This window comes from Lentzea flaviverrucosa (assembly GCF_003350445.1).
Taxonomy (GTDB): Bacteria; Actinomycetota; Actinomycetes; order Mycobacteriales; family Pseudonocardiaceae; genus Lentzea; species Lentzea californiensis.
This window is the reverse complement of the sequence record NZ_QQAU01000011.1, coordinates 73,959-96,523: the sequence shown is the minus strand read 5'-3', so window position 1 is coordinate 96,523 and position 22,565 is coordinate 73,959. Positions and strand designations below refer to the sequence as shown.

The window sequence follows — 22,565 nt, the reverse complement described above, 5'->3', positions numbered from 1 at the left end:
CCTTCGTGGACACACGAATCAGGGAGGCAGTCCGTGTCGCCGGTGCGGCAGATCATCAACCCCTTCGACCAGAGCGTCATCACCGAGGTCGAGGAGCAGACCCGCGACCAGGCCGTGGCAGCGATCGCCAGAGCGAGAAACGCCTTCGACCACGGCGACTGGCAGCACTCCAGCCCCGAACACCGCGCCGCCGTGCTGAACCGCGTCGCGGACCTTCTGAACCGCGACAAGGAGGACATCGCCCGCACCGAGACTCTCGACACCGGCAAGACGCTGGTCGAGAGCCGCATCGACGTGGACGACGTCGCCGCCGTGTTCCGCTACTACGGCAACCTCGCCGGACTGCTGCACCCGAAGGTCGTCCAGGGTGTCCCGGCGGACGTCATCAGCCGCATCGACTACGAACCGGTCGGCGTCTGCGGCCTGATCGCACCGTGGAACTACCCGCTGCTGCAGGTGTCCTGGAAGATCGCGCCCGCCCTGCTGGCGGGCAACACGATCGTGGCCAAGCCCAGCGAGATCACTCCACTCACGACGATCAAGCTGTTCGAGCTGCTGCAGGAGGCCGGGCTGCCCGACGGTGTCGCGAACATCGTCCTCGGCACCGGGCCGGAGGTCGGCGCACCGCTGGCCGAGCACCCCGACGTCGACCTGGTCTCGTTCACCGGCAGCCTCGCGACCGGTCAGCGGATCATGGCGTCGGCCGCGAAGACCGTGAAGAAGGTCGCGCTCGAGCTCGGCGGCAAGAACCCGAACATCGTCTTCGCGGACGCCGACATCGACATCGCCGTCGACTACGCGCTCACCGCCGCGTTCTTCCACGCCGGCCAGGTCTGCTCGTCGGGCACCCGGCTCATCGTGCACTCCAGCGTCTACGACGACTTCGTGGCCGAGGTCGCGCGCCGGGCCGACCTCATCAAGCTGGGCAACGGGTTCGACGAGGACACCGAGTCCGGTCCCCTCGTCAGCGCCGAGCACCGGGCCAAGGTCGAGAGCTACGTCGAGATCGCCCGGCAGGAGGGCGCGACCCTCAAGGCGGGCGGCAGGCGTCCGGAGGAACCCGAGCTGCAGAACGGTTTCTTCTTCCGCCCCACCGTCTACGCGGACTGCACGAGGGACATGAAGCTCGTCCAGGACGAGACGTTCGGCCCGATCATCACCGCCGAGCGCTTCGAGACCGAGGACGAGGCGATCAGGCTCGGCAACGACACCGAGTACGGCCTCGCCGGCGGTGTCTGGAGCCAGGACCTGGACAAGGCGCAGCGCGTGGCGAAGAAGCTGCGCCACGGCACGGTCTGGATCAACGAGTTCGGCCCGTACCTGCCGCAGGCGGAGTGGGGCGGCTTCAAGCGTTCCGGCGTCGGCCGCGAGCTCGGCACCGCGGGGCTGCACGAGTACACCGAGCCCAAGCACGTGTACCAGAACCTGAAGCCTCAAGCCCAGAATTGGTTCGCACGCAGTACTGGTTCCGCGCGAAGGGACTCCCAGTGACCGCGTACGACTACGTGATCGTCGGCGGAGGTACGGCGGGCTGCGTGCTCGCGGCGAGGCTCACCGAGGACGAGAACGTCACGGTCGCGGTCATCGAGGGCGGTCCCTCCGACGTCGGCGACGAGAAGATCCTGAACCTGCGCAACTGGATCAACCTGCTGGAGACCGAGTACGACTACGACTACCCGACGGTCGAGCAGCCGCGCGGCAACTCGCACATCCGGCACAGCCGCGCCAAGGTGCTCGGCGGGTGCTCCAGCCACAACACGCTGATCTGCTTCCAGCCGCTGCCGCAGGACCTCGACGGCTGGGGCCACGGCTGGACGTGGGACGCGGTCGGCCCGTACTACGACAAGGTCCAGCTCAACATCATCCCGGTGGTGGAGAAGGACCGGAACCCGATCGCCAAGGACTTCGTCGCCGCCGCGAAGCAGGCCACGGGCGTCCCGGAGATCGACGACTTCAACGCCGCGCCGTTCGAGGACGGCGCCGGCTTCTTCTCCATCGCCTACCACCCGGAGAAGGACAACCAGCGGTCCAGCGCCAGCACCGCCTACGTGCACCCGGTCCTGGAGCGCGGGAACCTGACCCTGCTGCTGAACACCTGGGCGGGCCGGATCGAGTTCGACGGCAACCGCGCGATCGGCGTGCACACCGACAAGGGCTACATCGAGGCGGACAAAGAGGTCCTGCTCTGCGCGGGCGCTATCGACACGCCCCGTCTCATGATGCTCTCGGGCATCGGCGACGCGGAGCACCTGAGCAGCATCGGCATCGAGCCCAGGCACGACCTGCCCGGCGTCGGCGAGAACCTGCTCGACCACCCGGAGTCGGTCATCGTCTGGGAGACCACGAAGCCGTTGCCGGAGAACTCGGTGATGGACTCCGACGCCGGCCTGTTCATCCGGCGCGACGAGTCGGACCCGCGGCCGGACCTGATGTTCCACTTCTACCAGATTCCGTTCACCACCAACACCGAACGCCTCGGCTACCCGGCGGTGCAGCACGGAGTCTGCATGACACCGAACATCCCGCGGCCGCACAGCAAGGGCAGGCTGTGGCTGAAGTCCAGCGACCCCGCGGAGAAGCCGGCGCTCGACTTCGGCTACTTCACCAACCCCGACGGCTACGACGAGCAGACCCTCGTCGACGGCTTCCGGATCGCACGTCAGATCGCCGAGCAGGAGCCGCTGAAGTCGTGGCTCGAGCGGGAGATCGCGCCGGGCCCGGACGTCACGAGCGACGAGGCGCTGTCGGAGTACGGCCGCCGCGCCGCCCACACCGTCTACCACCCGGCGGGCACCTGTGCCATCGGGTCCGTTGTGGATGGTGACCTGAAGGTCATCGGGCTCGAAGGCCTCCGGGTCGTCGACGCGTCCGTGTTCCCGACCATGCCGACCGTGAACCCCATGGTCACGGTTCTCATGATCGGAGAACGTGCCGCGGACCTGATCAGGGAGGCACGGTGACAGCGACAGCCGAGGACAGGCTCAAGGATCTCGGCTACACCTCGGAGTTCAAGCGGGACATGAGTCCCTGGGCGAACTTCTCGCTGGGCTTCACCTACCTCTCCCCCGTGGTCAGCACGTACACGCTGTTCGGCGTCGCCCTCGCCCTGGGCGGCCCGCCGATGATCTGGAGCTTCGTCGTCGCGGGCGTCGGCCAGTTCCTGGTCGCGCTGATCTTCGGCGAGCTCGTGGCGCAGTACCCGGTCGCGGGCGGCGTGTACCCCTGGGCGCGCCGCCTGTGGGGCAAGCGCTGGGCGTGGATGACCGGCTGGGTGTACATGATCGCCCTGCTGGTCACCATCGCGTCCGTCAGTTACGGCGCAGGCCCCTATCTGGCAACACTTCTCGGCTACACGGCCACGGTCGGCAACACGGTGCTGTGCGCGATCGCGATCGTCGTGGTGTCCACGCTCATCAACTACGCGGGCACGAAGGTGCTGTCGTGGGCCGCGATCTTCGGGTTCGCCGCGGAGATCGTCGGTGCGCTCGTGGTCGGCATCTGGCTGCTGGTCGACAACCGCGTGCACGGCCTGGGCGTCCTGTTCGACAGCTTCGGCGCGGAGGGATCGGGCAGCTACCTGCCGGCGTTCTTCGCGGCCGGCATCATCGGTCTCTACCAGTACTACGGTTTCGAGGCGTGCGGTGACACCGCGGAAGAGGTCAAGGACCCCGGCCGGGTCATCCCGAAGGCCATGCGGCGCACCATCTACATCGGCGGTGCGGCGGCCACGTTCGCGTGCCTGTCGCTGCTGCTGGCGGTGCCGGACTTCGGCAAGGTCATCAGCGGCGAGGACGCCGACCCGGTCACGAACGTCCTGACGAACGCGTTCGGCCCGGTCGGCTACAAGATCGTGATCGGTGTCGTGCTGATCTCGTTCCTGTCCTGCACGATGTCGCTGCAGGCGGCGGCGTCCCGCCTGACCTACTCCTACGCCCGCGACAAGATGATCTTCGGGCACGGGGCGCTCGCCAAGTTCAACCCGAAGCGCCACATCCCGCCGTACGCGCTCGCGCTGGCCGGCGTCATCCCGGTGGTCATCGTGCTCGCGTCGATGCTGTCCACGAACGCGCTGGACAAGATCGTGTCGTTCGCGACGCTCGGCATCTACCTGGGCTTCCAGATGGTCGTGTTCGCGGCGCTGCGGGCGCGGCTCAAGGGCTGGACGCCGTCCGGCGAGTTCACGCTCGGCCGGTGGGGCCTGATCGTCAACGTGCTGGCGCTCGCGTACGGCGTCGCGGCGATGGTGAACATGGTGTGGCCGCGCACCCCGGACGCGCCCTGGTACGACAACTACGTCGTGATCCTCAGCGGCGCGCTCGTGGTCGGCATCGGCCTGGTCTACATGCTCATCGCCAAGCCGTTCGGCCACTCCGACGCGGCCGCCGGGGACGCGGTGCCCGTGTCAGCCCTGCAGGCGAAGTAGGCGCAGGGCGAGCTGCACCTCCAGCACGCGCTCCGGCGACTGCCAGTCGCCGAGCAGCGACGAGACCCGGTCGAGCCGTTGCGTGACCGTGTTGACGTGGAGGTGCAGCTCCGCCTTGGCGCGACTGAGGTTCGCGCCGCAGCGGAAGTAGACCTCCAGCGTGTGCACCAGTTCCGTGCCGCGTTCGGAGTCGTAGTCGAGCACCGGGCCGAGCACCGACCGCACGTACCCGGACACGTCCGCCCGGTCGCCCAGCAGCACGCCGACGAACCCGAGGTCGTCCATCGTCGCGGCGTCCTTGTCGCGGCCCAGCTGCCGCAACGCCTTCAGGCACCGCCGCGCCTCCTCGTAGGCCGCCGCGATCGCCACCGGCCCCGCGACCGGGCCGCACGCCCCCACCGTCGCGTCCAGCGCCTTCGCCACCTCGCGGGCGACGTGGGTGGACACCGACGGCAACGCCAGCACGACGTCCCGGCCGCGCGACCCGGCCAGTCCCCTGTGGACGGACGCGTAGTGCGTGGCGCCGGACAGGTTCCCGTCCGCCACCAGCACCACGTGCGGGTCGCTCAGCTCGACGCCGACCCGGCGTGCCCGCGCCAGCAGACCGGCGGCGTCGCGCCCGTCCAGGACGTCGGTGATCAGCTCTCCGCGGACCTTGTTCTCCGCCTCGGCCACGGTCCGGCGCAGCAGCAACAGCAACGCCGTCACCGCCGCCGACCGTTCGAACACCCGCCGGTCCGCGTCGGGCAGGTCCGGGCGGCCCGAGAGAGCGATCCCACCCAGCAGCTCCGAGCCGGCCAGCACCGCGCACACCCACACGCCGGACAGCAGCACGGCCCGCCCGTTCGCCCGCACGGCGGCGGGAGGCACGGCGTCCAGCACCTCGACCGGCCCGCCGAGCAGCTCCCCCACCGCGGCCGCGACCTCGGCGGAGGAACCACCGCGCAGCACGAGGTCTGTGAGCCGGTCGTGTGCCTCCTCGGCGCGTTTCATGGCCTCGTTGTGCGACTGGATCGTCGCGAACAACGACGCCGTGTCGATCGCGATGGCCGCGTGGTCTGCCAGGGACTGCAGCAGCGCGACCTCCTCGGCGGGGAACTCGCGCGGGCTCCGGTCGGCCGCGTACAGCACGCCGATGACCTTCGAGTCGAGCTTGAGCGGCACACCGAGGATGGCCGTCAGGCCCTCGTCGTGCACCGCCGAGTCGATCGGGTTCGTGTGGTTGAACCGGGCGTCGGCGAAGTAGTCGGACGTCGCGTACGGCCGGGCGGTCTGCGCGACGAGCCCGCCCAGTCCCTCGCCGAGTCCCAGCCTGACCTTCTGGAACAACGGCGAGAACGACCCGTCCGTCACCCTCATGTAGGTGCCGGCCGGGTCGTTCATCGACAGGTAGGAGACGTCCGTGCCGAGCAGGGTCCGGGCCCTGCGCACGATCGAGCGAAGAACCGCGTCCGGGTCGCGCATGCCCGCGAGCTCGGACGCGGTCTCGAACAACGCCGCCAGTTCGGCCTCACGCCGTCGTGTCACACCCCAACCCTGTCATGTTCCTCCAGATCCGCACCACGGGTCTCCTTGGCGAACGCGATGGCGACCACGGTGATCACGCAGGTGATCAACACGTAGACGGCGATGGGGAACGACGACTTGTACGCCTGCAACAACGCCGTTGCGATCAAGGGCGCCAGCGCACCCGCCATGATGGACGCCAGCTGGTAGCCGACCGACGCGCCCGAGTACCGCACCCGCGTCCCGAAGAGCTCCGAGAAGAACGCCGCCTGCGGCCCGTACATCGCGCCGTGCAGCACCAGGCCGACCGTCGTCGCCACCGTGATCAGCACGGGATCGCGGGTGTCGAGCAGCGCGAAGAACGCGAAGATCCACGCGGCCATGCCGACCGCACCGACCAGGTAGATCGACCGCCGCCCGAACCGGTCGGACAGGTGGCCCCACACCGGGATCGTGATCAGGTGCACGGCCGACGCGATCAGCACCGCGTTGAGCCCCACGGACTTCGACAACCCGAGCCCGGTCACCACGTAGACCAGGATGAACGCCGTGATCACGTAGTACGACACGTTCTCGGCGAACCGCGCGCCCATCGCGATCAGCACCTCGCGCCAGTTGTGCTTGAGCAGCTCCAGCGCCGGCGCCTTCTCCTGCACGGGCTCCTGCGCACGCTTCTCCTGTGCTGCCAGGAAGATCGGCGACTCGGACACCGACAGCCGGATCCACAACCCGATCACCACGAGCACACCGGAGAGCAGGAACGGGACCCGCCAGCCCCACGCGAGGAAGTCCTCGTCGGACTGCACGGCCGCCAGCACCGCCAGCACACCGGTCGCGAGCAGGTTCCCGCACGGCACACCGGCCTGCGGCCACGACGCCCAGAACCCGCGGCGCTTCGGGTCACCGTGCTCCGACACGATCAGCACGGCCCCGCCCCACTCGCCACCGAGCGCAAAGCCCTGCACGAGCCGCAGCAGCGTCAGCAGCACCGGCGCCAGGACACCCACCGACGCGTACGTCGGCAGCACACCCATCAGCATCGTCGCGCCACCCATCAGCAGCAACGACAACACCAGCAACTTCTTGCGCCCCAGGCGATCCCCGAAGTGGCCGAAGACGAGGCCGCCCAACGGCCGGGCCAGGAAGCCGATCGCGTAGGTGGTGAACGCGAGCAGCGTGCCCGTCAACGGGTCCGCGGTCGGGAAGAACAGCTTGTTGAACACCAGGGCGGCCGCGGAACCGTAGAGGAAGAAGTCGTACCACTCGACGGTCGTCCCGATGAGCGAGGCGCCTACCACTTTTTTGATCATCGACAACTCCTCATTGAGCTGACCAGCCGCCATCGACGGCCAACGAAGTACCGGTGACAAAACTGTTGCCGCACAACCACAGGACGGCGTCCGCGACCTCGGAGGGTTCGATCAGCCGTTTCACCGCGCTGCGCTGCAGGAAGATCTGCGACGAGACGTCCGCCTCGGAGATGCCGTGCACCCTGGCCTGGTCCGCGATCTGCCTCTCCACCAACGGGGTCCGCACGTAGCCGGGCGCGACGCAGTTCGACGTCACGCCGTGCGGGGCACCTTCCAGCGCGGCGACCTTGGAGAAGCCCTCCAGGCCGTGCTTGGCCGCGACGTAGGCGGACTTGAACGGGGACGCGCGCATCCCGTGCACGCTGGAGATGTGGACGAGCCGGCCCCAGCCGCGCGAGTACATGTGCGGCAGCACGTGCCGGGTGAGCCGGAACGCGGCGCCCAGCATGAGCTCGACCATCGCCGAGAAGCGCTCGGCGGGGAACTCGTGGATGGGCGCGACGTGCTGCACGCCGGCGTTGTTGACCAGGACGTCGATCTCGCCGGGCAGCGCGTCCACGGAACCGGTGAGGTCGAGCACGTGGCCGACCCCGCCGAGCTCCTCGGCCAACGCCAGGACCTGGGGATCGCGGTCGGCCAGGTGGACCTCGGCACCCGCGGAGGCCAGTGCGCGGGCGCAGGCCAGGCCGATGCCGCTCGCGGCTCCGGTGACCAGCGCGCTGTGACCCGTGACACTCGACATGTCCGGAAACGGTAGGCGTCACCCGCCGTGATCAACATGTGGCGTGCCCACATAACGCCTGGTCACAAGATGGCTTTAGCCAACATTTAGCGTCTCGGAGGCATATGTGCCGGGAAGCTGGGTATAGAGGCGTAAGCTCCCGTCACCTGAACGGGGGAAGATCAGCCAGCACGAGGGGGCACCACCATGTCTGCAACACCCATTTACGACGACCTCCTGCGCGAGCTCGAAGGCATCGCACAGGAGGCCGTGTCGACCGGCTCGGAGCCCACTCCCGAGCCCGTCAAGTCGTAAGGACTACTTCGGAGGCGCGATCAGCTCGGCGGGAACCGGCTGGTCCTTGCTGATCAGGTCGAACAGCTGAGACGCCTTCTCCTTGTTCCACTGCACGACCGAACCCGCACCGGGCACCGTCGGCGTGCCACCGACCGGCACCGTCCCGCTCGTGGCATCGCTCATGTTGAGCGCGACGCTGGCCAGGTGCCACACGTGGTCGTCCTCGTTGACCGAGACCGAACCGGACGCCGCGTTCATCAGCGGGATGACGCGGAACGGGTTCGCGAGCGTCGCCGGGCTCTTCACCTTCTCGAAGAGCGCCGACAGGAACTTCCGCTGGTTCTGCACGCGCTGCAGGTCGGCGGTCGCGAACGCGCGGGTCCGCACGAACCCGAGAGCCTGCGGCCCGTCGAGCTCCTGGCAGCCCGCGGGCAGGTCGATGCCGGCCAGCGGGTCCTTGATCGGCTGGTCGAGGCAGATGTCCACGCCGCCGACCGCGTCGACCATGTCGGAGAACCCGCCGAAGCCGATCTCCATGTAGTGGTCGATCCGCACGCCGGTGGCGCCCTCGACCGTCTGCACGAGCATCTGCGGCCCGCCGAACGCGTAGGCCGCGTTGACCTTGTTGCGGCCGTTCTCCGGGATCGCGACGTAGGAGTCACGCGGAATCGACACCAGCACCGGCTTGGCCGCGCTGTTGTCCGGCAGGTGCAACATCATGATGGTGTCGGTCCGCCTTCCGGCGGCGTCACCGGTGGCCAGCGCGTCCTTCTGCTCCTGCGTCAGGCCCTCCCGGGCGTCCGATCCGACGAGCAGCCAGGTGGTGCCCGGCGTCTCGGCGGGACGGCCCGCGTAGTCCGGCAGCGCGTTGATCCGCGTCAGCGTCGAGTCGACGTAGAACCCGAAGCCGACGGTGCCCAGAACCAGGACGAGCAGCAGCACCAGAATGACGCGTCCCGGACGCCTCTTCTTCTTCATCGGCCGCTGCGGCGGCATGGGACGCCGCGGCTGCTGGTAGCCGTGGTGGTACCCAGCGCTCATTTGTCGCCAACCCCGATCGCATCAGTTTCGCTTTGCAACTAGGGACGCCGTTCGTCCCCTTAGGTTGCGAGGAACCTACCGGGGCGGCAGCACCAACGCCTCGAACAGGCGGTTCACCTCGGCCGACGGGTCGTCAGTCCAGCCCGTGTGAGCAGGTGACGTCTGCACGATCGTGCTGCGGGGCGCGGTCAGCCAGCGGAAGCGCTGCCCCACCGTGGTGCGGCTGACCGGACCGGCCGCGGCGGCGCCGTCGCACGAGTTCGTCAGGTGCTCGAGGCTGGTTTCCAGCATCTCGACGTCGAGGTGCGGGTCCAGCACCCGCAGCCGCTCACCGTCCACATAGGTCTTCGCGCACAGGAAGCCCAGTGGCGCGCAGTAGACGATGACGCCGACGTTCATGAACTCGCCACGCTCCTGCCGCGGTACCGCCCGCAGCAGCGCGTACTCAAACACGTGCGGCACGCGCGGCCTCCAGCGAGTCGACCCAGCCGCGGTTGGTCAGGCGGTAGGTGAAGAAGTCCTTGTAGCGGCGGCGCAGTTCCGCCGGATCACCTTCCAGCCACTCGTCGGGGACGAGCGCGAGCACCTCGTCGAGCAGCTCCGGCGTGACCTTCGCGGCCAGCTCCGCGTCCACTTCGGACAGAGCGCCCGCGTTCGGCAGCATCGCGTGGTCCGACGAGTCGTACCGGTACTCAGCCATTTTCCATTTTGGGGTGGCTGAGTGTCCCTCGCTCCACGAGTAGTGGAAGTACAGCGCGGCACCGTGGTCGATCAGCCACGGTTCGCGGTGCCACAGCAGCATGTTCGGGTTGCGCCAGCTGCGGTCGACGTTGAGCACCAGCGCGTCGAACCACAGCAGCCTCGTCGCGAGCTCGGCGCCGGGGTCGCGCACGACCGGGTTGAAGTCGAACGAGCCGGGCAGGTAGTCGAGTCCGAGGTTGAGGCCGCCACTCGCGCGCAGCAGTTCCTGGACCTCCTGGTCGGGTTCCGCGCGCGCCAGCTCCGGGTCGAGGTGCACCAGGACGATCTCGGGTATCCGGAAGCCGAGCCGCCGCGCGAGCTCGCCGACGACGACCTCGGCGACCAGGACCTTCACTCCCTGCCCCGCGCCGCGGAACTTCACCACGTACATGCCCAGGTCGTCGGCCTCGACCAACCCCGGCATCGACCCGCCCTCGCGGAACGGCGTCACGTACCGGGTGGCCGTGACCTCCCTCAGATGACTCACCCGCGCATGATCACACGGAACCGCCCGGAAGCCGAGCCGGATTCCGGCCGCGCGCTCTCAGGAGGTCAGCGCCCGGAAGTACGCGGCCTGCCCCTCCTCGTTCGGGTGGTAGGAGTCTGCGGTCGGGTTGACCAGCGCGTTGATCCACGGTTCGGCCGCGCACACGCCGTGGTCCGCAAACGCTTCCCTCACGTCGACGTACCGCGCACCAGCGCGTTCCGCCGCTTTGGCGATCTCGTCGGACAGCTGGTCGGCGGCGTTGTTGAGCGCCGCGCGTGTGACGGCCGACAACGTCCGGCAACCGTCGCTCGGCGTGAACAGCCGCGGGTACCCGGCCACGACCAGCCTGGCGTTCGGCGCCGCCTCCTTGATCGTGGCGTAGGTCGTGTCGAGCCGGGCGGGCAACTGCCCGTGGATGAAGTCCACCGCCGTGGCGACCCTCTTGGTGCAGGCCCTGTCACCGTTCAGGGTGCAGGTCGTCAGCACGTCCACGAACCCCAGGTCGTTGCCGCCGATGGTGATCGTGACGAACGTGGTGTTCGGGCTCAGCGCCCGGAACTGGGACTTGAGCGACCTCGTGGTCGCCCCGCTGCACGCCACGAACTTGAACGACGGGAAGTCACCGCCGTGCAACGCCGGGTGGGCGTTCGAGCTGCGGCGGCACGAGCCGTCCACATAGGAACCGGCGCCCGCTCCGGACGCGTAGGAGTCGCCGAGTGCGACGTACTCCGGGGCGATCGGCGCGGGCGCCAGCAACGCGACGGCGAGTACTCCAGCCAGAAGTCCCATGAGACCGGAGTACCACTGTGGATGATCGACTTGAAGTGCGTTAACCCAGTCGTGTGGGCAGCACGCAGACCGGGATCGCGGTCTGCAGCGGCGTGCCGGACGGGGTGATCCTGCCCGTGGCCTTGTCGACCGTGAACGACGTGACGTTGTTCGAGTTCTGGTTGGCCGCGAACAGCAACGACCCGGTCGGGTCGAACGTGATGTGCCGCGGGTACCGGCCGCCGACGGCGGTGGTGCCGACCATAGTCAGACCGGACCCGCCGACCGTGAAGTGCGCGATGCTGTCGTGCCCGCGGTTCGACAGGTAGACGTGCCTGCCGTCCGCCGAGACCAGCACCTCGGCCGGGTAGTTCGTCGGGCTTCCGGACGGCACGGTCTTGAGCACCTGGCCCGGCGTGAGCGTCCCGTTCGCGTAGGCGCAGGTCACGATCGTCGAGTCCAGCTCGTTCGCCACGTAGGCCGTCTTGCCGTCCGGGTGGAACGCGATGTGCCGCGGCCCGGCTCCCGGCTTGACCTTCGCCTGTGAGACCTGGGTCAGCTTCCCGCCGGTGAACGAGTAGACGAACACCGAGTCCGCGCCGAGGTCGACGGCCGCGGCGTACCTGCCGGCCGGGTCGAACACGATGTGGTGCGCGTGCGGGCCCTCCTGGCGTTCCTTGTTGGGCCCGGACCCCTTGTGCTGCACCTTCTGCGTGCGCGCGCCGAGGCTGCCGTCCGCGTTGACCGGGAACACGCTGAGCGAGCCGGACGAGTAGTCGGCCGTGATCAGGTACTTCCCGGACGGGTCGAGCGTCAGGTGGCACGGGTCGGCGCCACCGGTCGCCTGCTTGTTGATCACCTTCAGCGTGGTCGCGTTGATCGCGGTGACCTCGCCCTTGGTGTTCTCGTTGACGGCGTAGAGGAACCTGCCGTCGCGCGACTCGATCACGAACGACGGGTTGACCACGCCGCTGATCACGCCTGTCGTCTTCAGCTGCCCGGTCACGGTGTCGTAGGTGCCGATCCCGATGCCCTCGGCGCCACCGCTCCACGTCGTGTAGGCCCCGAAGAACACTCTCCGCGTGGCGGCAGCCGCCTCAGCGGTTCCTCCGGTCATCAGCAGTCCAGCTCCCACACCCATGGCTCCGAGAAAACGTCGCCGGTCCACACCCACGTCCGCACCTCCGGGATATAGCTTTGCGGCGGCGGCGCAGTCCACACTGGCCTAGACCACTACGGTCAGGCAATAGGTGCAATCAAGATTGCGCCTAACGCAACGGGTCGTTGTTGACCAACCTGGCCTTCTCGGCCTCCAGGTCGTAGGCCGGCGGCGGGAACTTCGGGTCCATCTCGCGCAGGGTCTCCAGCAGCAGCCGGCTGACCGCCCAGTTCCGGTACCACTTGCGGTCGGACGGGATCGCGTACCAGGGCGTGTCCCGGCAGTTCTTCAACGCCTGGGTGTACGCGTCCTGGTACTTGGACCACTTCGACCGGACGTCGATGTCGGCCGGGTTGTACTTCCAGTTCTTCCTCGGGTCGTCCAGCCGCGCGAGCAGCCGTTCCTTCTGGACCTCCGGCGAGATGTGCAGGAAGCACTTGATCAGCCTGATGCCGGATTCCGCGAGCTCCTGCTCGAACGTGTTGATCTCCTTGTAGCGGGTGCGCAGCTCCGCGGCGGTGATCAGGCGCTCGACCTTCGGCACGAGCACGTCCTCGTAGTGCGAGCGGTCGAACGCGCCGAGGCGGCCCTTCTCGGGCAGGGCCTTGCGGACGCGCCAGAGGTAGTGGTGGCGCAGTTCGGCCGCGGTCGGTTTCTTGAACGACGCGATGCGCACGCCCTGCGGGTTCACCAGGCCCATGACGTGCCTGACCACGCCGCCCTTGCCCGAGGTGTCCATGCCCTGCAGCACGAGCAGCACCGCGCGAGAGTTCTCCGCGTAGAGCGCTTCCTGCAGACCGTCCAGCTCGGCCCCGGAGGCGACCAGGTCGTCGGCCGCCTCCTTCTTGCTCTTGGGACCGATCGGGCGGCCGGCGGGGTCGAGGGTGGAGAGATCCACCTCATCGAGTCGCAGCGCGTCACGAACCGACTTCTTCGCCATCATCTGACCGTAGCGATTCACCGCTGATTCTGCGCGTTGTGCAAGCAACAGCCACTGATTGATAAATCTACGCAACAAACTGATGCAGTGCGCAACGGTTGACGGTCGATATCGCTTGTCCACGCCCCTAGCCTTGGAGAATGACCGCCATCGCTGAGCACAACACCACCACCAGCGCGGACTACGTCGCCCTCGACGAGGAGTGGAGCACGCACAACTACCACCCGTTGCCGGTGGTCATCTCGCACGGCGAGGGTTCGTGGGTCACGGACGTCGACGGACGCCGCTACCTGGACTTCCTGTCCGGCTACTCGTCGCTGAACTTCGGACACCGCCACCCCGCCCTGGTGGCCGCCGCCGTCGAGCAGCTCGGCCGCGTCACGCTGACCAGCCGCGCGTTCCACCACGACCAGTTCGGCCTGTTCTGCCGGGAGCTCGCGGCACTCACCGGCACCGAGATGGTGCTCGCGATGAACTCCGGCGCCGAGGCCGTCGAGTCCGCGATCAAGGTCGCGCGCAAGTGGGCGTACCAGGTCAAGCGCGTGCCGGAGGGCACGGCGGAGATCATCGTCGCCGGGTCCAACTTCCACGGCCGCACCACGACGATCGTGTCGTTCTCGACCGACGAGACCGCCCGCAACGACTTCGGTCCGTTCACGCCCGGCTTCAAGGTCGTCAAGTACGGCGCGCTCGACGAGATCGAGTCCGCGATCTCCCCGCGCACGGCCGCCGTGCTGCTCGAGCCCATCCAGGGCGAGGCCGGCGTCGTCGTGCCGCCCGCCGGGTACCTGGCCGGTATCCGCCGCCTCTGCGACCAGCACGACGTGCTGATGATCGCCGACGAGATCCAGTCCGGGCTCGGCCGCACCGGCGAACTGTTCGCTCTCGACCACGAGGGCGTGCGCGCCGACCTCTACACGCTCGGCAAGGCTCTCGGCGGCGGCATCCTGCCGGTGTCCGCCGTGGTCGGGTCGCGGTCGGTGCTGGGCGTGCTGAAGCCCGGCGAGCACGGGTCGACGTTCGGCGGCAACCCGCTCGCCTGCGCCGTGGGCCGCGCGGTCGTGGGGCTGCTGGCGACCGGTGAGTTCCAGCAGCGTTCGCGGGACATGGGCGCGTACCTGCACGCCGAACTGAACAAGCTCGTCGGTCACGGCGTGGCCGAGGTGCGCGGGCGCGGGCTGTGGGCCGGCGTCGAGATCGCGCCCGGCGGTCCTGTCGGCCGGGCCGCGTCCGAGGCGCTCGCCACGCGCGGGGTGCTGTGCAAGGAGACGCACGCCTCGACGTTGCGCGTCGCGCCGCCGTTGGTCATCACGCGGGACGAGATCGACCTGGGCGTTCAGGCGATCGCCGAGGTCGTTCGTCCCGTTTAGGGCGATTTTCGTTCGTAGCTAGGTCACAGTTGCGGCGGACGAGCCTCCTGGTTCGTCCGCCGCATGCATCATGACTCTTATGGGTGAACGGGTTCGCGCTGAGGCTGCTGCAGCTCTGGGCCGTTGGGTTGAGCCGGAAGAGGTCTACGCCGAGGGACGCGCGCTGCGGTCCTCAGTGGACTTCAAGGCGCACCGCGCGATGTCGCTGGCCTCTTCACGCCCGTCCGTGCTGGAGTTCCTGCGCGCCGGCAACGAGGGCCGATTGGAAAACCTGATCCCGCTGCGAATCGGGCGGATGCTCGAGAACCCGTTCGCGTTCTTCCGCGGTGCGGCCGGGCTGCAGGCGGGCGATCTCGCCGCCGGGTGCTCGACGGGCCTTCACGCTCAGCTGTGCGGTGATGCACACGCAGCGAACTTCGGCCTCTACGGCACGCCCGAGGGCCAGATCGTCATGGACATCAACGACTTCGACGAGACGCTGCCGGGCCCGTGGGAGTGGGACCTCAAGCGGCTCGTCGCCTCGCTGGTGCTGGCCGGTCGCGTCGGCGGCGTGTCCGACAAGGGCTGCCGCGACGCCGCCGAGGACGCCGTCAGCGCGTACCGGGGCACGATCCGGCACCTCGCGGAGATCCCGTTCATGGACTCGTGGACCGCCCTGGGCGACGAGTCCACGCTGTCGAAGGTCAAGGCCGACGACCTGCTCAACGACTTCTCCAAGGCCGCCGAGAAGTCGCGCAAGAACACCAGCGCGAAGTTCGCCGCCAAGTGGACCGCGCACGACGGCGAGAAGTGGCGGTTCATCACGAACCCGCCGACGTTCACCGAGGCCACTCCCCCGACGAAGGCGGCGGTGATCGCCGCGCTGCCGTCCTACGTGGACACCCTGCGGGAGTCGCGGACCAACCTGATCATGCGCTACGGCGTGTCGGACGTGGCGTTCCGCGTCGTCGGCACCGGCAGCGTCGGCCTGCGCAACTACCTGATCCTCTTGCACGGCAACGGCTCCGAGGCACTGGTGCTGCAGGCCAAGGAGGCCAGGCCGTCCGCGCTGCAGCCGTTCCTGAACGTCGAGCCCGCCAAGCACGAGGGCAAGCGGATCGTGCACGGCGCACGTCTCGTGCAGGCCGAGACCGACATCCTGCTGGGCTGGACGACCATCGAAGGCCGGCACTTCATCGTGCGGCAGTTCCGCAACCGCAAGGGCGAGATCGACGCGACCACGCTGAAGCGCGACGACCTCGACGACTACGGCCGCTTCGCCGGCGCCCTGCTGGCCCGCGCGCACACGCGTTCGCTCGACCCGCGACTGCTGGCCGGCTACTTCCAGAACGGTGGCGGCGACGACCTGGACGAGGCCTTCGCCAAGTACGCGTTCGACTACGCCGACCAGACCGAGGCGGACCACGCCGAGCTGGCCAGGCTGGTCAAGAACGGGAAGCTGCCCGCGACCGCCGAGGCCCGCTGACGCGCCTTCAGGCCCCTGCTGCGGAGTTCACCTAGGCGGTGTCTGACGATTTCGTTCGGTGAGAGGCGCGGGCGAGCGATCCGCGGACGGTGTCGCCGCGACGGCCTCATACCGGGCGTATTCGGGCGTTGCGGTGGCGCCGTCCGCGGATCCCTCGGCCGCCACTATCGCCCGACGGAATTGTCAGACACCGCCTAGCCTGGCGGTATGAAGATCCGTCGCGCCGCCACCACCGACGACGTGTTCGCCGCCGCGCACCTGTTCGACGCGCCGCCGCGGCCGGACGCGACCGCGCGGTTCCTGGCGCAGGATCACAGCCACCTGCTGATCGCCTACATCGGCGACCAGCCCGCTGGCTTCGTGTCCGGGGTCGAGACCACGCACCCCGACAAGGGCACCGAGATGTTCCTCTACGAGTTGGGCGTGGACGACGCGTTCCTGCGCCGCGGTATCGGCACCGCGTTGGTGGAGGCGTTGAAAGCCCTTGCGGTGGAACGGGCCTGCTACGCGATGTGGACCGGCACCGCCGCGGGCGACACGGCGGCTCAGGCCACGTACCGCAAGGCGGGTGGGTCGATCGACGACGGCGCCTTCGTGTCCTGGGAGTTCTAGGTCCAGACCGGTTCGTCCACTTCGGACACCTTGCCGTCCGCCCGGAAGTGCAGGAACCGGTCGAACGACTTCGCGAACCACCTGTCGTGCGTGACCGCGACGACCGTGCCCTCGAAGTCGTTCAGCGCGTTCTGCAACGCCTCCGCCGACGCGAGGTCGAGGTTGTCCGTCGGCTCGTCGAGCAGCAGCAACGTCGCCCCGGACAGCTCCAGCAGCAGGATCTGGAACCGCGCCTGCTGCCCGCCGGAGAGGTTCTCGAACCGCTGGTCGCCCGCCTGGTGCAGGCCGTAGCGCTGCAGCACCGACATCGCCGCGCCCCGGTCCTTGCCGGTGCGCTGGCCCTCGCCGTGCCAGAGGATGTCGACGAGCGTGCGGCCGAGCCACTCCGGGTGCTCGTGCGTCTGCGCGAACAGGCCGGCCACGACCCGTGCGCCGAGCTTCCACTTGCCGGTGGTCCTCACCTCGTCGCCGCCGAGCAGCCGCAGGAAGTGGCTCTTGCCGGAGCCGTTCGCGCCCAGCACCGCGACCCGGTCGCCGAAGAAGATCTCCTGGGAGAACGGCTGCATCAGCCCGGTCAGCTCCAGCGCCTCGCACGTGATCGCGCGCACGCCCGTCCGGCCTCCCTTCAGCCGAGGCGTGACCTTCTCGTCCTGAGGGATCTCCGGCGGCGGGCCCGCCTGCTCGTAGCGTTCGAGGCGCGCGGCCATGACCCGGTACTTCTGAGCCATCACCTCGGAGGACTTGGCCAGCTGCTGGAGCGTGCGGACGAGGTCCTTGAGCCGCTCGTGCTCTTCGTTCCAGCGCCGGTGATCTTCCAGCAGCCTGTCGATGCGTTTCGCTCGGGCGCCGTGCCACGTCCCGAACGAGCCCGCGTGCGTCCACGTGGAATGCGCCTCGACCGTGACGACGTGAGTGGCGGCCGTGGACAGCAGCTCACGGTCGTGGCTGACGACGAGAACGGCCTTGTCGGTGGCCTTCAGCCGGTCTTCCAGCCAGCGCTTGCCGGGGACGTCGAGGTAGTTGTCGGGTTCGTCGAGCAGCAGGACCTGCTCGGTGCCGCGCAGCAGGGTCTCCAGGACCAGCCGCTTCTGCTCACCACCGGAGAGCGTGCGGACCTCGCGGAACCGGGCCCGGTCGTAGGGCAGGCCCAGGGCGGCGACGGTCACGGTGTCCCAGAGGACCTCGATGTCGTACCCGCCTGCCTCGCCGTAGCTGGAGAGGGCGTTCGCGTACCGCATCTGCGCGGGTTCGTCGTCGGTGTCCATCAGCGCGAGCTCGGCGTCGTCGAGCTCCACGGCCGCCTTGCGCAACGCCTCGGGGGCGACCGACAGCAACAGGTCGCGCACGAGCGAGTCGTCGCGGACCGAACCGATGAACTGCCGCATCACCGCCAGCCCGCCCTGCACGTGCACGCTGCCCTGCTTCGGGGTGAGCTCCCCCGACAGGATCCGTTGCAGCGTCGTCTTGCCGGCACCGTTCGCGCCGACGAGCGCGACCACGGTCCCGCCGCTCACCTTGAACGAGACGTCGCGGAACAGCTCCCTGCCGTCAGGCAGGGTGTACGCGAGCCCGTTCGCTTCGAGATAACCCACGCACGAGATCGTCGGGGTCGCCGCCCGGGAACGCCAGTGAGTTTCCGGTCACCGCAGGCGGAGCGGGTACCTCCGGTACACGAGCACGGCGGCGGTGACCAGGAGGCACTGGAAGGCGGCGCCGAACGCGCTGATCACCGTCAGCAGCACCGTGAGACCGCCGAAGACGAACAGCAGGGAGTAGAGCAACCAGGGACGCACCTGGCGGTTCATCGTGCGGGCGAGTCTCGGCTCGTCCGCGAGCAACCGCTGTTCGATCTCCTCGAGCGAGCGGCGTTCGGCTTCACTCAGCATCAGTGCCTCCGGAGGACGTCGGGACGTCATCATTCCCGCCCGCCACCCAGTGGATACTCGAACGCCGCCGGAGTCAAACCCGAGAAAGCGCGACCAATCGGCTGACAGCTCGCAGGTACTTCTTGCGGTAGCCGCCGCGCAGCATCTCGTCGGTGAACAGCTCCGACAGCGGCTGCCCCGAGACCGCCACCGGGATGTCGCGGTCGTAGAGCCGGTCGCCGAACGCCACGAGCCTCAGTCCGACGCTCTGGTCGGGTGCGGCCTTGACGTCCTTCAGGTGCACCGCGGTGACGCCGTCGAGCAGCCGCCCGTACTTCGACGGGTGGATGCGGGCGAGCGCCTTGCAGAGGTCGTCGAAGTCGTCGAGGGTCGAGCCCTCGGTGTTAGAGGCTCTAACGATCAGATCGGTGTCTGACATGGGCGACGGGGCCTCCGGCAGGCCGCGGTGGCGGTAGTCGGGGCCGTCCACGCGCACGACGTCGAACTTCGACGACATCGACTGGATCTCGCGCAGGAAGTCGGCGGCGGCGAACCGGCCCTCGCCGAGCTTGTCCGGCAGCGTGTTCGAGGTGGCCGCGACGTGCACGCCGGCCGCGACGAGTTCCTTGATCAGGCGCGTGACCAGCATCGTGTCGCCGGGGTCGTCGAGCTCGAACTCGTCGATGGCGAGCAGCTTGTGGCCCGACAGCCGCCTCACGGCCTCGGGGAACGTCAGGACGCCGACCATGTTCGTCAGCTCCACGAACGTGCCGTACGCCTTCGGGCCCGGCACGGCGTGCCAGAGCGAGGCGAGCAGGTGGGTCTTGCCGACGCCGAAACCGCCGTCGAGGTAGAGGCCGAGCTTGCCCTCGTCGGAGCCCCTGGACCCGAACAGCGACCACTTCCTGCGGCTCGCGCCGACCCGTGCGGCGAACAGGCGGCCCGCCTCGACCGCGGCGGCCTGCGAGGGTTCGTCGGGGTTCGGGATGTAGGTGTCGAAGCTGACCGAGTCGAACCTCGGTGGCGGTACCAGGCCCTCGATCAGTTCGTCGGCACCGATCTGGGGATCCCGGTCGGACAAGCGCATGCCCGCACCTTATCGGCGTGATGGGATGGCTCGGTGGAGATGTTGTGGCCCTCACCGGGCGTTGAGATGACCGACACAGCCCTCGAGCCGCTGTACGGGTATCCCGCGGGCCGCACCTGGGTGACCGCGAACTTCGTGTCCAGCGTGGACGGCGCGGTGTCGGTCGACGGCCGGTCGGCCGGTCTGGGCTCGCCCGCGGACCGGCGGATCTACCTGCTCGGGCGCGAGCTCGCCGACGTCGTGCTGGTGGGCTCGGCGACCGTGCTGGCCGAGGGGTACCGGGGTGCGAAGCGCACCAGGCCGTTGCCGATCGCCGTCGTGACGGCGCGCGGGTCGCTGACGCCGGACCTGCCGCTGTTCACCGACACCGCCGTGCCGCCGATCGTGATCACCACCGAGGCCGCCCGGATGCCCGCGCTGCCCGCCGACGTGGTCGTCGCCGGGGAGACCGAGGTGGACCTGGGCGTCGCGGTGGCCGAGCTCGCGGCACGAGGACTGCACCGGATCGACCTCGAGGGCGGGCCTCGGCTGTTCGGGTCGATGGTGGCCGCCGGCCTGGTGGACGCGCTCAACCTGACGGTGGCGCCCCTGCTCGCGGTGGGCGACTCTTCGCGGATCGCGCACGGTCCGGTGATCCCGCCCGTGGCCCTCTCGCTGGTGTCGGTGCTGCGCGCGGACGACGTGCTGTTGCTGCGGTATCAGCGGCAGAATTCCAGCTGAAGAGGCAGGATGTGCGCGTGGACCTACCGCTGACACCGCCGCTGCAGCCGATGCTCGCCACCGCGGTGGACGGGATCCCGGACGACGCGAACCTGTTCTTCGAACCGAAGTGGGACGGGTTCCGCTGCGTGGTGTTCCGCTCCGGCGACGAGGTGTTGCTGCAGTCGCGCAGCGGCAAGCCGCTCAACCGCTACTTCCCCGAGGTCGTCGCCTCGATGCTGGACGTGCTGCCCGACCGGGTGGTCGTCGACGGCGAGCTGGTGGTCGCGAAGAACGACGAGCTGGACTTCGACGCGTTGTCCGAGCGCATCCACCCGGCCGCCTCGCGGGTGACGATGCTGTCGGAGTCGACGCCGGCCACGTTCGTCGCCTTCGACCTGCTCGCGCTGGGGTCCGAGGTGCTGCTGGAGTCGCCGACCGTCGCGCGGCGCGAGGCGTTGCTGGAGCTGCCCGGGTTGAACGTGACGCCCGCGACGACGTCCGTCGAGACGGCGCGGCAGTGGTTCACGCTGTTCGAGGGCGCCGGGCTGGACGGCGTGATGGGCAAGCCGTCGGACGGCCCGTACACGCCGGGCAAGCGTTCGATGATCAAGGTGAAGCACGCCCGCACCGCCGACGTCGTGCTCGCCGGGTTGCGCTGGCACAAGGACACCGAGCCCGGCACGGCGGTCGGCTCGTTGCTGCTCGGCGTCTACGACTCGGACGACCTGCTGCACCACATCGGCGTCTGCGGGTCGTTCAAGGCGGCCGAACGCAGGGAGCTGGCGGCCGAGCTGGCGCCGTTGATCACCACGGGAGACCACCCGTGGGCGAATCCCGTTCCGGGGCAGCGGATCCCCGGTGAGATCAACCGGTGGCGGGGCAAGCAGGCCGAGTACGTGGCACTGCGTCCCGAGCGGGTGCTGGAGATCCACTACACGCAGACCGAGGGCGAGCAGCCGGTGCGGTTGCGGCACAACGGCCAGTTCGCGCGGTGGCGGCCGGACCGCGAGCCGCTGTCGTGCCGCTACGACCAGCTGGAGATCCCTGCCCGCTACGACGTGGCATCGGTGCTGAAGGGCGAGCTCCGGGCTCGTTAGACGTCCGGCCTGGCCGAGCGCGTCGCACCGATCGACGCGATCACGACACAGCAGACGGCGGCCCATTGCGCCGCCTTGAGGTGCTCGCCGAGCAGCAGCAGACCCGCGACCGCGGCGACCGCCGGTTCCATCGACATCAGGATCCCGAACACGCGCGGCGGCATGCGGCGCAACGCCTCCAGCTCCAGCGAGTACGGGACCACCGACGACATCAGCGCGACCGCGAACCCCGCGGCGAGCACCAGCGGGTCGAGCATCGCCGTGCCGGCCGAGCCGACGCCGAACGGCAGCGCGATCACCGCCCCGACCACCATCGCGAGCGCGAGACCCTTGCCGTCGGTCGTCTGGCTGCCGAGCCTGGCCGTCACCAGGATGTACGCCGCCCAGCACGCGCCCGCGGCCAGCGCGAACAGCACACCCGTCCACAACAGACCGCCCTGCACGCCCGTGAGCAGCACCACGCCGACACCCGCGAGCAACACCCACACACCGTCGATCCAGCGCCGTGAGCCGGCGACGGCCACCGCGAGCGGCCCGAGGAACTCGATCGTGACGGCCGCGCCGAGCGGGATGCGGTCGAGTGCCGCGTAGAAGCAGAGGTTCATCGCCGCGAGCACCGCGCCGTAGGTGGCAATGGTGACGAGGGTGCGGCGGTCGAGCCGGACGGACGGGCGCCAGATCACGACCAGCACCAGTGCGGCCATGACCAGGCGCAACGTCACCGTGCCCGCCGCACCCGCGACCGTGAACAGCTGCTTCGCGAACGCGGCACCGACCTGCACGCTGACGATGCCGAGGAGCACGAGGGCCGTCGGCGGGATGCCACCCATGAGACGAGCGGCGGGAAGCCGATCAGCGTGAGCCATGCCCCCATCCTGACTCACTGGATTCTCACCTGTGCCGTGCGAGGCTCAGCTTCCCGGAGTGTGAACGAGAGTGAGGAAATCTGTGCGTCGCGCTGCCTTGGCCCTACT

Annotated in this window: 21 protein-coding genes; 8 read left to right on the top strand and 13 right to left on the bottom strand. The window is 69.0% G+C overall.

Going from position 1 to position 22,565, the window contains the following annotated elements:
- The first annotated feature begins 33 nt into the window (after positions 1-33).
- From DFR72_RS30055 to DFR72_RS30045, 3 genes are read left to right on the top strand one after another with little or no spacing between them, the layout of a single operon-like run.
- Positions 34-1,491 (top strand): aldehyde dehydrogenase family protein, encoded by a 1,458-nt coding sequence (locus DFR72_RS30055; protein WP_090069327.1) that lies wholly within the window; start codon positions 34-36, stop codon positions 1,489-1,491.
- Complete coding sequence (locus tag DFR72_RS30050; RefSeq protein WP_177224613.1) at positions 1,488-2,960, top strand: GMC family oxidoreductase; 1,473 nt, start codon at positions 1,488-1,490, stop codon at positions 2,958-2,960. The genes DFR72_RS30055 and DFR72_RS30050 overlap by 4 nt, the downstream gene beginning before the upstream one ends.
- A complete protein-coding gene (locus DFR72_RS30045; RefSeq protein WP_245983634.1) occupies positions 2,957-4,423 on the top strand; it encodes an APC family permease in 1,467 nt (488 codons plus the stop codon). Before DFR72_RS30050 ends, DFR72_RS30045 begins: the two co-directional genes overlap by 4 nt.
- Here the strand turns inward: DFR72_RS30045 and DFR72_RS30040 are convergent.
- The 9 genes from DFR72_RS30040 to DFR72_RS30000 form a co-directional block, all read right to left on the bottom strand.
- Complete coding sequence (locus DFR72_RS30040) at positions 4,403-5,950, bottom strand: helix-turn-helix domain-containing protein (protein ID WP_245983633.1); 1,548 nt, start codon at positions 5,948-5,950, stop codon at positions 4,403-4,405. The two genes, DFR72_RS30045 and DFR72_RS30040, sit on opposite strands and share 21 nt — an antisense overlap.
- Complete coding sequence (locus DFR72_RS30035; protein ID WP_090069323.1) at positions 5,947-7,239, bottom strand: MFS transporter; 1,293 nt, start codon at positions 7,237-7,239, stop codon at positions 5,947-5,949. The genes DFR72_RS30040 and DFR72_RS30035 overlap by 4 nt, the downstream gene beginning before the upstream one ends.
- Positions 7,240-7,249: 10 nt before the next feature.
- On the bottom strand, positions 7,250-7,981 hold the full coding sequence (locus tag DFR72_RS30030; RefSeq protein WP_090069321.1) for a 3-hydroxybutyrate dehydrogenase: 732 nt from the start codon (positions 7,979-7,981) through the stop codon (positions 7,250-7,252).
- A 297-nt stretch (positions 7,982-8,278) separates the two neighbouring features.
- Entirely contained in the window at positions 8,279-9,298 is a 1,020-nt protein-coding gene (locus tag DFR72_RS30025) for an LCP family protein (protein ID WP_090069319.1), read from the bottom strand.
- Positions 9,299-9,373: 75 nt separating this feature from the next.
- Complete coding sequence (locus DFR72_RS30020; RefSeq protein ID WP_090069317.1) at positions 9,374-9,760, bottom strand: DUF3037 domain-containing protein; 387 nt, start codon at positions 9,758-9,760, stop codon at positions 9,374-9,376.
- The gene (locus DFR72_RS30015; RefSeq protein WP_090069315.1) at positions 9,744-10,526 is read right to left on the bottom strand and encodes a HipA family kinase; all 783 of its coding nucleotides are present in this window, start codon (positions 10,524-10,526) and stop codon (positions 9,744-9,746) included. The genes DFR72_RS30020 and DFR72_RS30015 overlap by 17 nt, the downstream gene beginning before the upstream one ends.
- Positions 10,527-10,583: 57 nt before the next feature.
- Complete coding sequence (locus DFR72_RS30010; protein ID WP_090069313.1) at positions 10,584-11,315, bottom strand: SGNH/GDSL hydrolase family protein; 732 nt, start codon at positions 11,313-11,315, stop codon at positions 10,584-10,586.
- Between the two features lie 40 nt (positions 11,316-11,355).
- On the bottom strand, positions 11,356-12,435 hold the full coding sequence (locus DFR72_RS30005; protein ID WP_245983631.1) for a lactonase family protein: 1,080 nt from the start codon (positions 12,433-12,435) through the stop codon (positions 11,356-11,358).
- A 127-nt stretch (positions 12,436-12,562) separates the two neighbouring features.
- Positions 12,563-13,393 (bottom strand): PPK2 family polyphosphate kinase, encoded by an 831-nt coding sequence (locus tag DFR72_RS30000; RefSeq protein WP_090069600.1) that lies wholly within the window; start codon positions 13,391-13,393, stop codon positions 12,563-12,565.
- A gap of 140 nt (positions 13,394-13,533) precedes the next feature.
- On the opposite strand from DFR72_RS30000, the gene rocD reads away from it, so the two are divergent.
- The 3 genes from rocD (at position 13,534) to DFR72_RS29985 (ending at position 16,840) form a co-directional block, all read left to right on the top strand.
- Positions 13,534-14,763, top strand: a complete 1,230-nt coding sequence (gene rocD / locus DFR72_RS29995; RefSeq protein ID WP_090069311.1) for an ornithine--oxo-acid transaminase — start codon at positions 13,534-13,536, stop codon at positions 14,761-14,763.
- Between the two features lie 79 nt (positions 14,764-14,842).
- On the top strand, positions 14,843-16,228 hold the full coding sequence (locus tag DFR72_RS29990; RefSeq protein ID WP_090069309.1) for a DUF2252 domain-containing protein: 1,386 nt from the start codon (positions 14,843-14,845) through the stop codon (positions 16,226-16,228).
- Positions 16,229-16,435: 207 nt separating this feature from the next.
- A complete protein-coding gene (locus tag DFR72_RS29985) occupies positions 16,436-16,840 on the top strand; it encodes a GNAT family N-acetyltransferase (RefSeq protein ID WP_090069307.1) in 405 nt (134 codons plus the stop codon).
- Here the strand turns inward: DFR72_RS29985 and DFR72_RS29980 are convergent.
- The 3 genes from DFR72_RS29980 to zapE form a co-directional block, all read right to left on the bottom strand.
- Positions 16,837-18,432, bottom strand: coding sequence for an ABC-F family ATP-binding cassette domain-containing protein (locus DFR72_RS29980; protein ID WP_090069305.1), 1,596 nt, complete (start codon positions 18,430-18,432; stop codon positions 16,837-16,839). The genes DFR72_RS29985 and DFR72_RS29980 overlap by 4 nt on opposite strands.
- A gap of 48 nt (positions 18,433-18,480) precedes the next feature.
- Positions 18,481-18,726: a DUF3040 domain-containing protein gene (locus tag DFR72_RS29975; RefSeq protein ID WP_170176449.1), complete on the bottom strand. Its 246-nt coding sequence runs from the start codon at positions 18,724-18,726 to the stop codon at positions 18,481-18,483.
- Positions 18,727-18,799: 73 nt separating this feature from the next.
- A complete protein-coding gene (zapE, locus tag DFR72_RS29970) occupies positions 18,800-19,792 on the bottom strand; it encodes a cell division protein ZapE (RefSeq protein ID WP_090069301.1) in 993 nt (330 codons plus the stop codon).
- Positions 19,793-19,858: 66 nt separating this feature from the next.
- Here zapE and DFR72_RS29965 point away from each other — a divergent pair, with 66 nt between their 5' ends.
- Together DFR72_RS29965 and DFR72_RS29960 are read left to right on the top strand one after the other, a co-directional pair.
- Positions 19,859-20,512, top strand: a complete 654-nt coding sequence (locus DFR72_RS29965) for a dihydrofolate reductase family protein (RefSeq protein ID WP_245983629.1) — start codon at positions 19,859-19,861, stop codon at positions 20,510-20,512.
- A 17-nt stretch (positions 20,513-20,529) separates the two neighbouring features.
- Positions 20,530-21,591 carry an ATP-dependent DNA ligase gene (locus DFR72_RS29960; RefSeq protein ID WP_090069297.1) on the top strand — a complete coding sequence of 354 codons (1,062 nt, stop codon included), beginning with the start codon at positions 20,530-20,532 and terminating at the stop codon, positions 21,589-21,591.
- On the opposite strand, the gene DFR72_RS29955 is transcribed toward DFR72_RS29960, so the two are convergent.
- Complete coding sequence (locus DFR72_RS29955) at positions 21,588-22,457, bottom strand: EamA family transporter (protein ID WP_090069295.1); 870 nt, start codon at positions 22,455-22,457, stop codon at positions 21,588-21,590. The two genes, DFR72_RS29960 and DFR72_RS29955, sit on opposite strands and share 4 nt — an antisense overlap.
- Positions 22,458-22,565 lie beyond the last annotated feature (108 nt).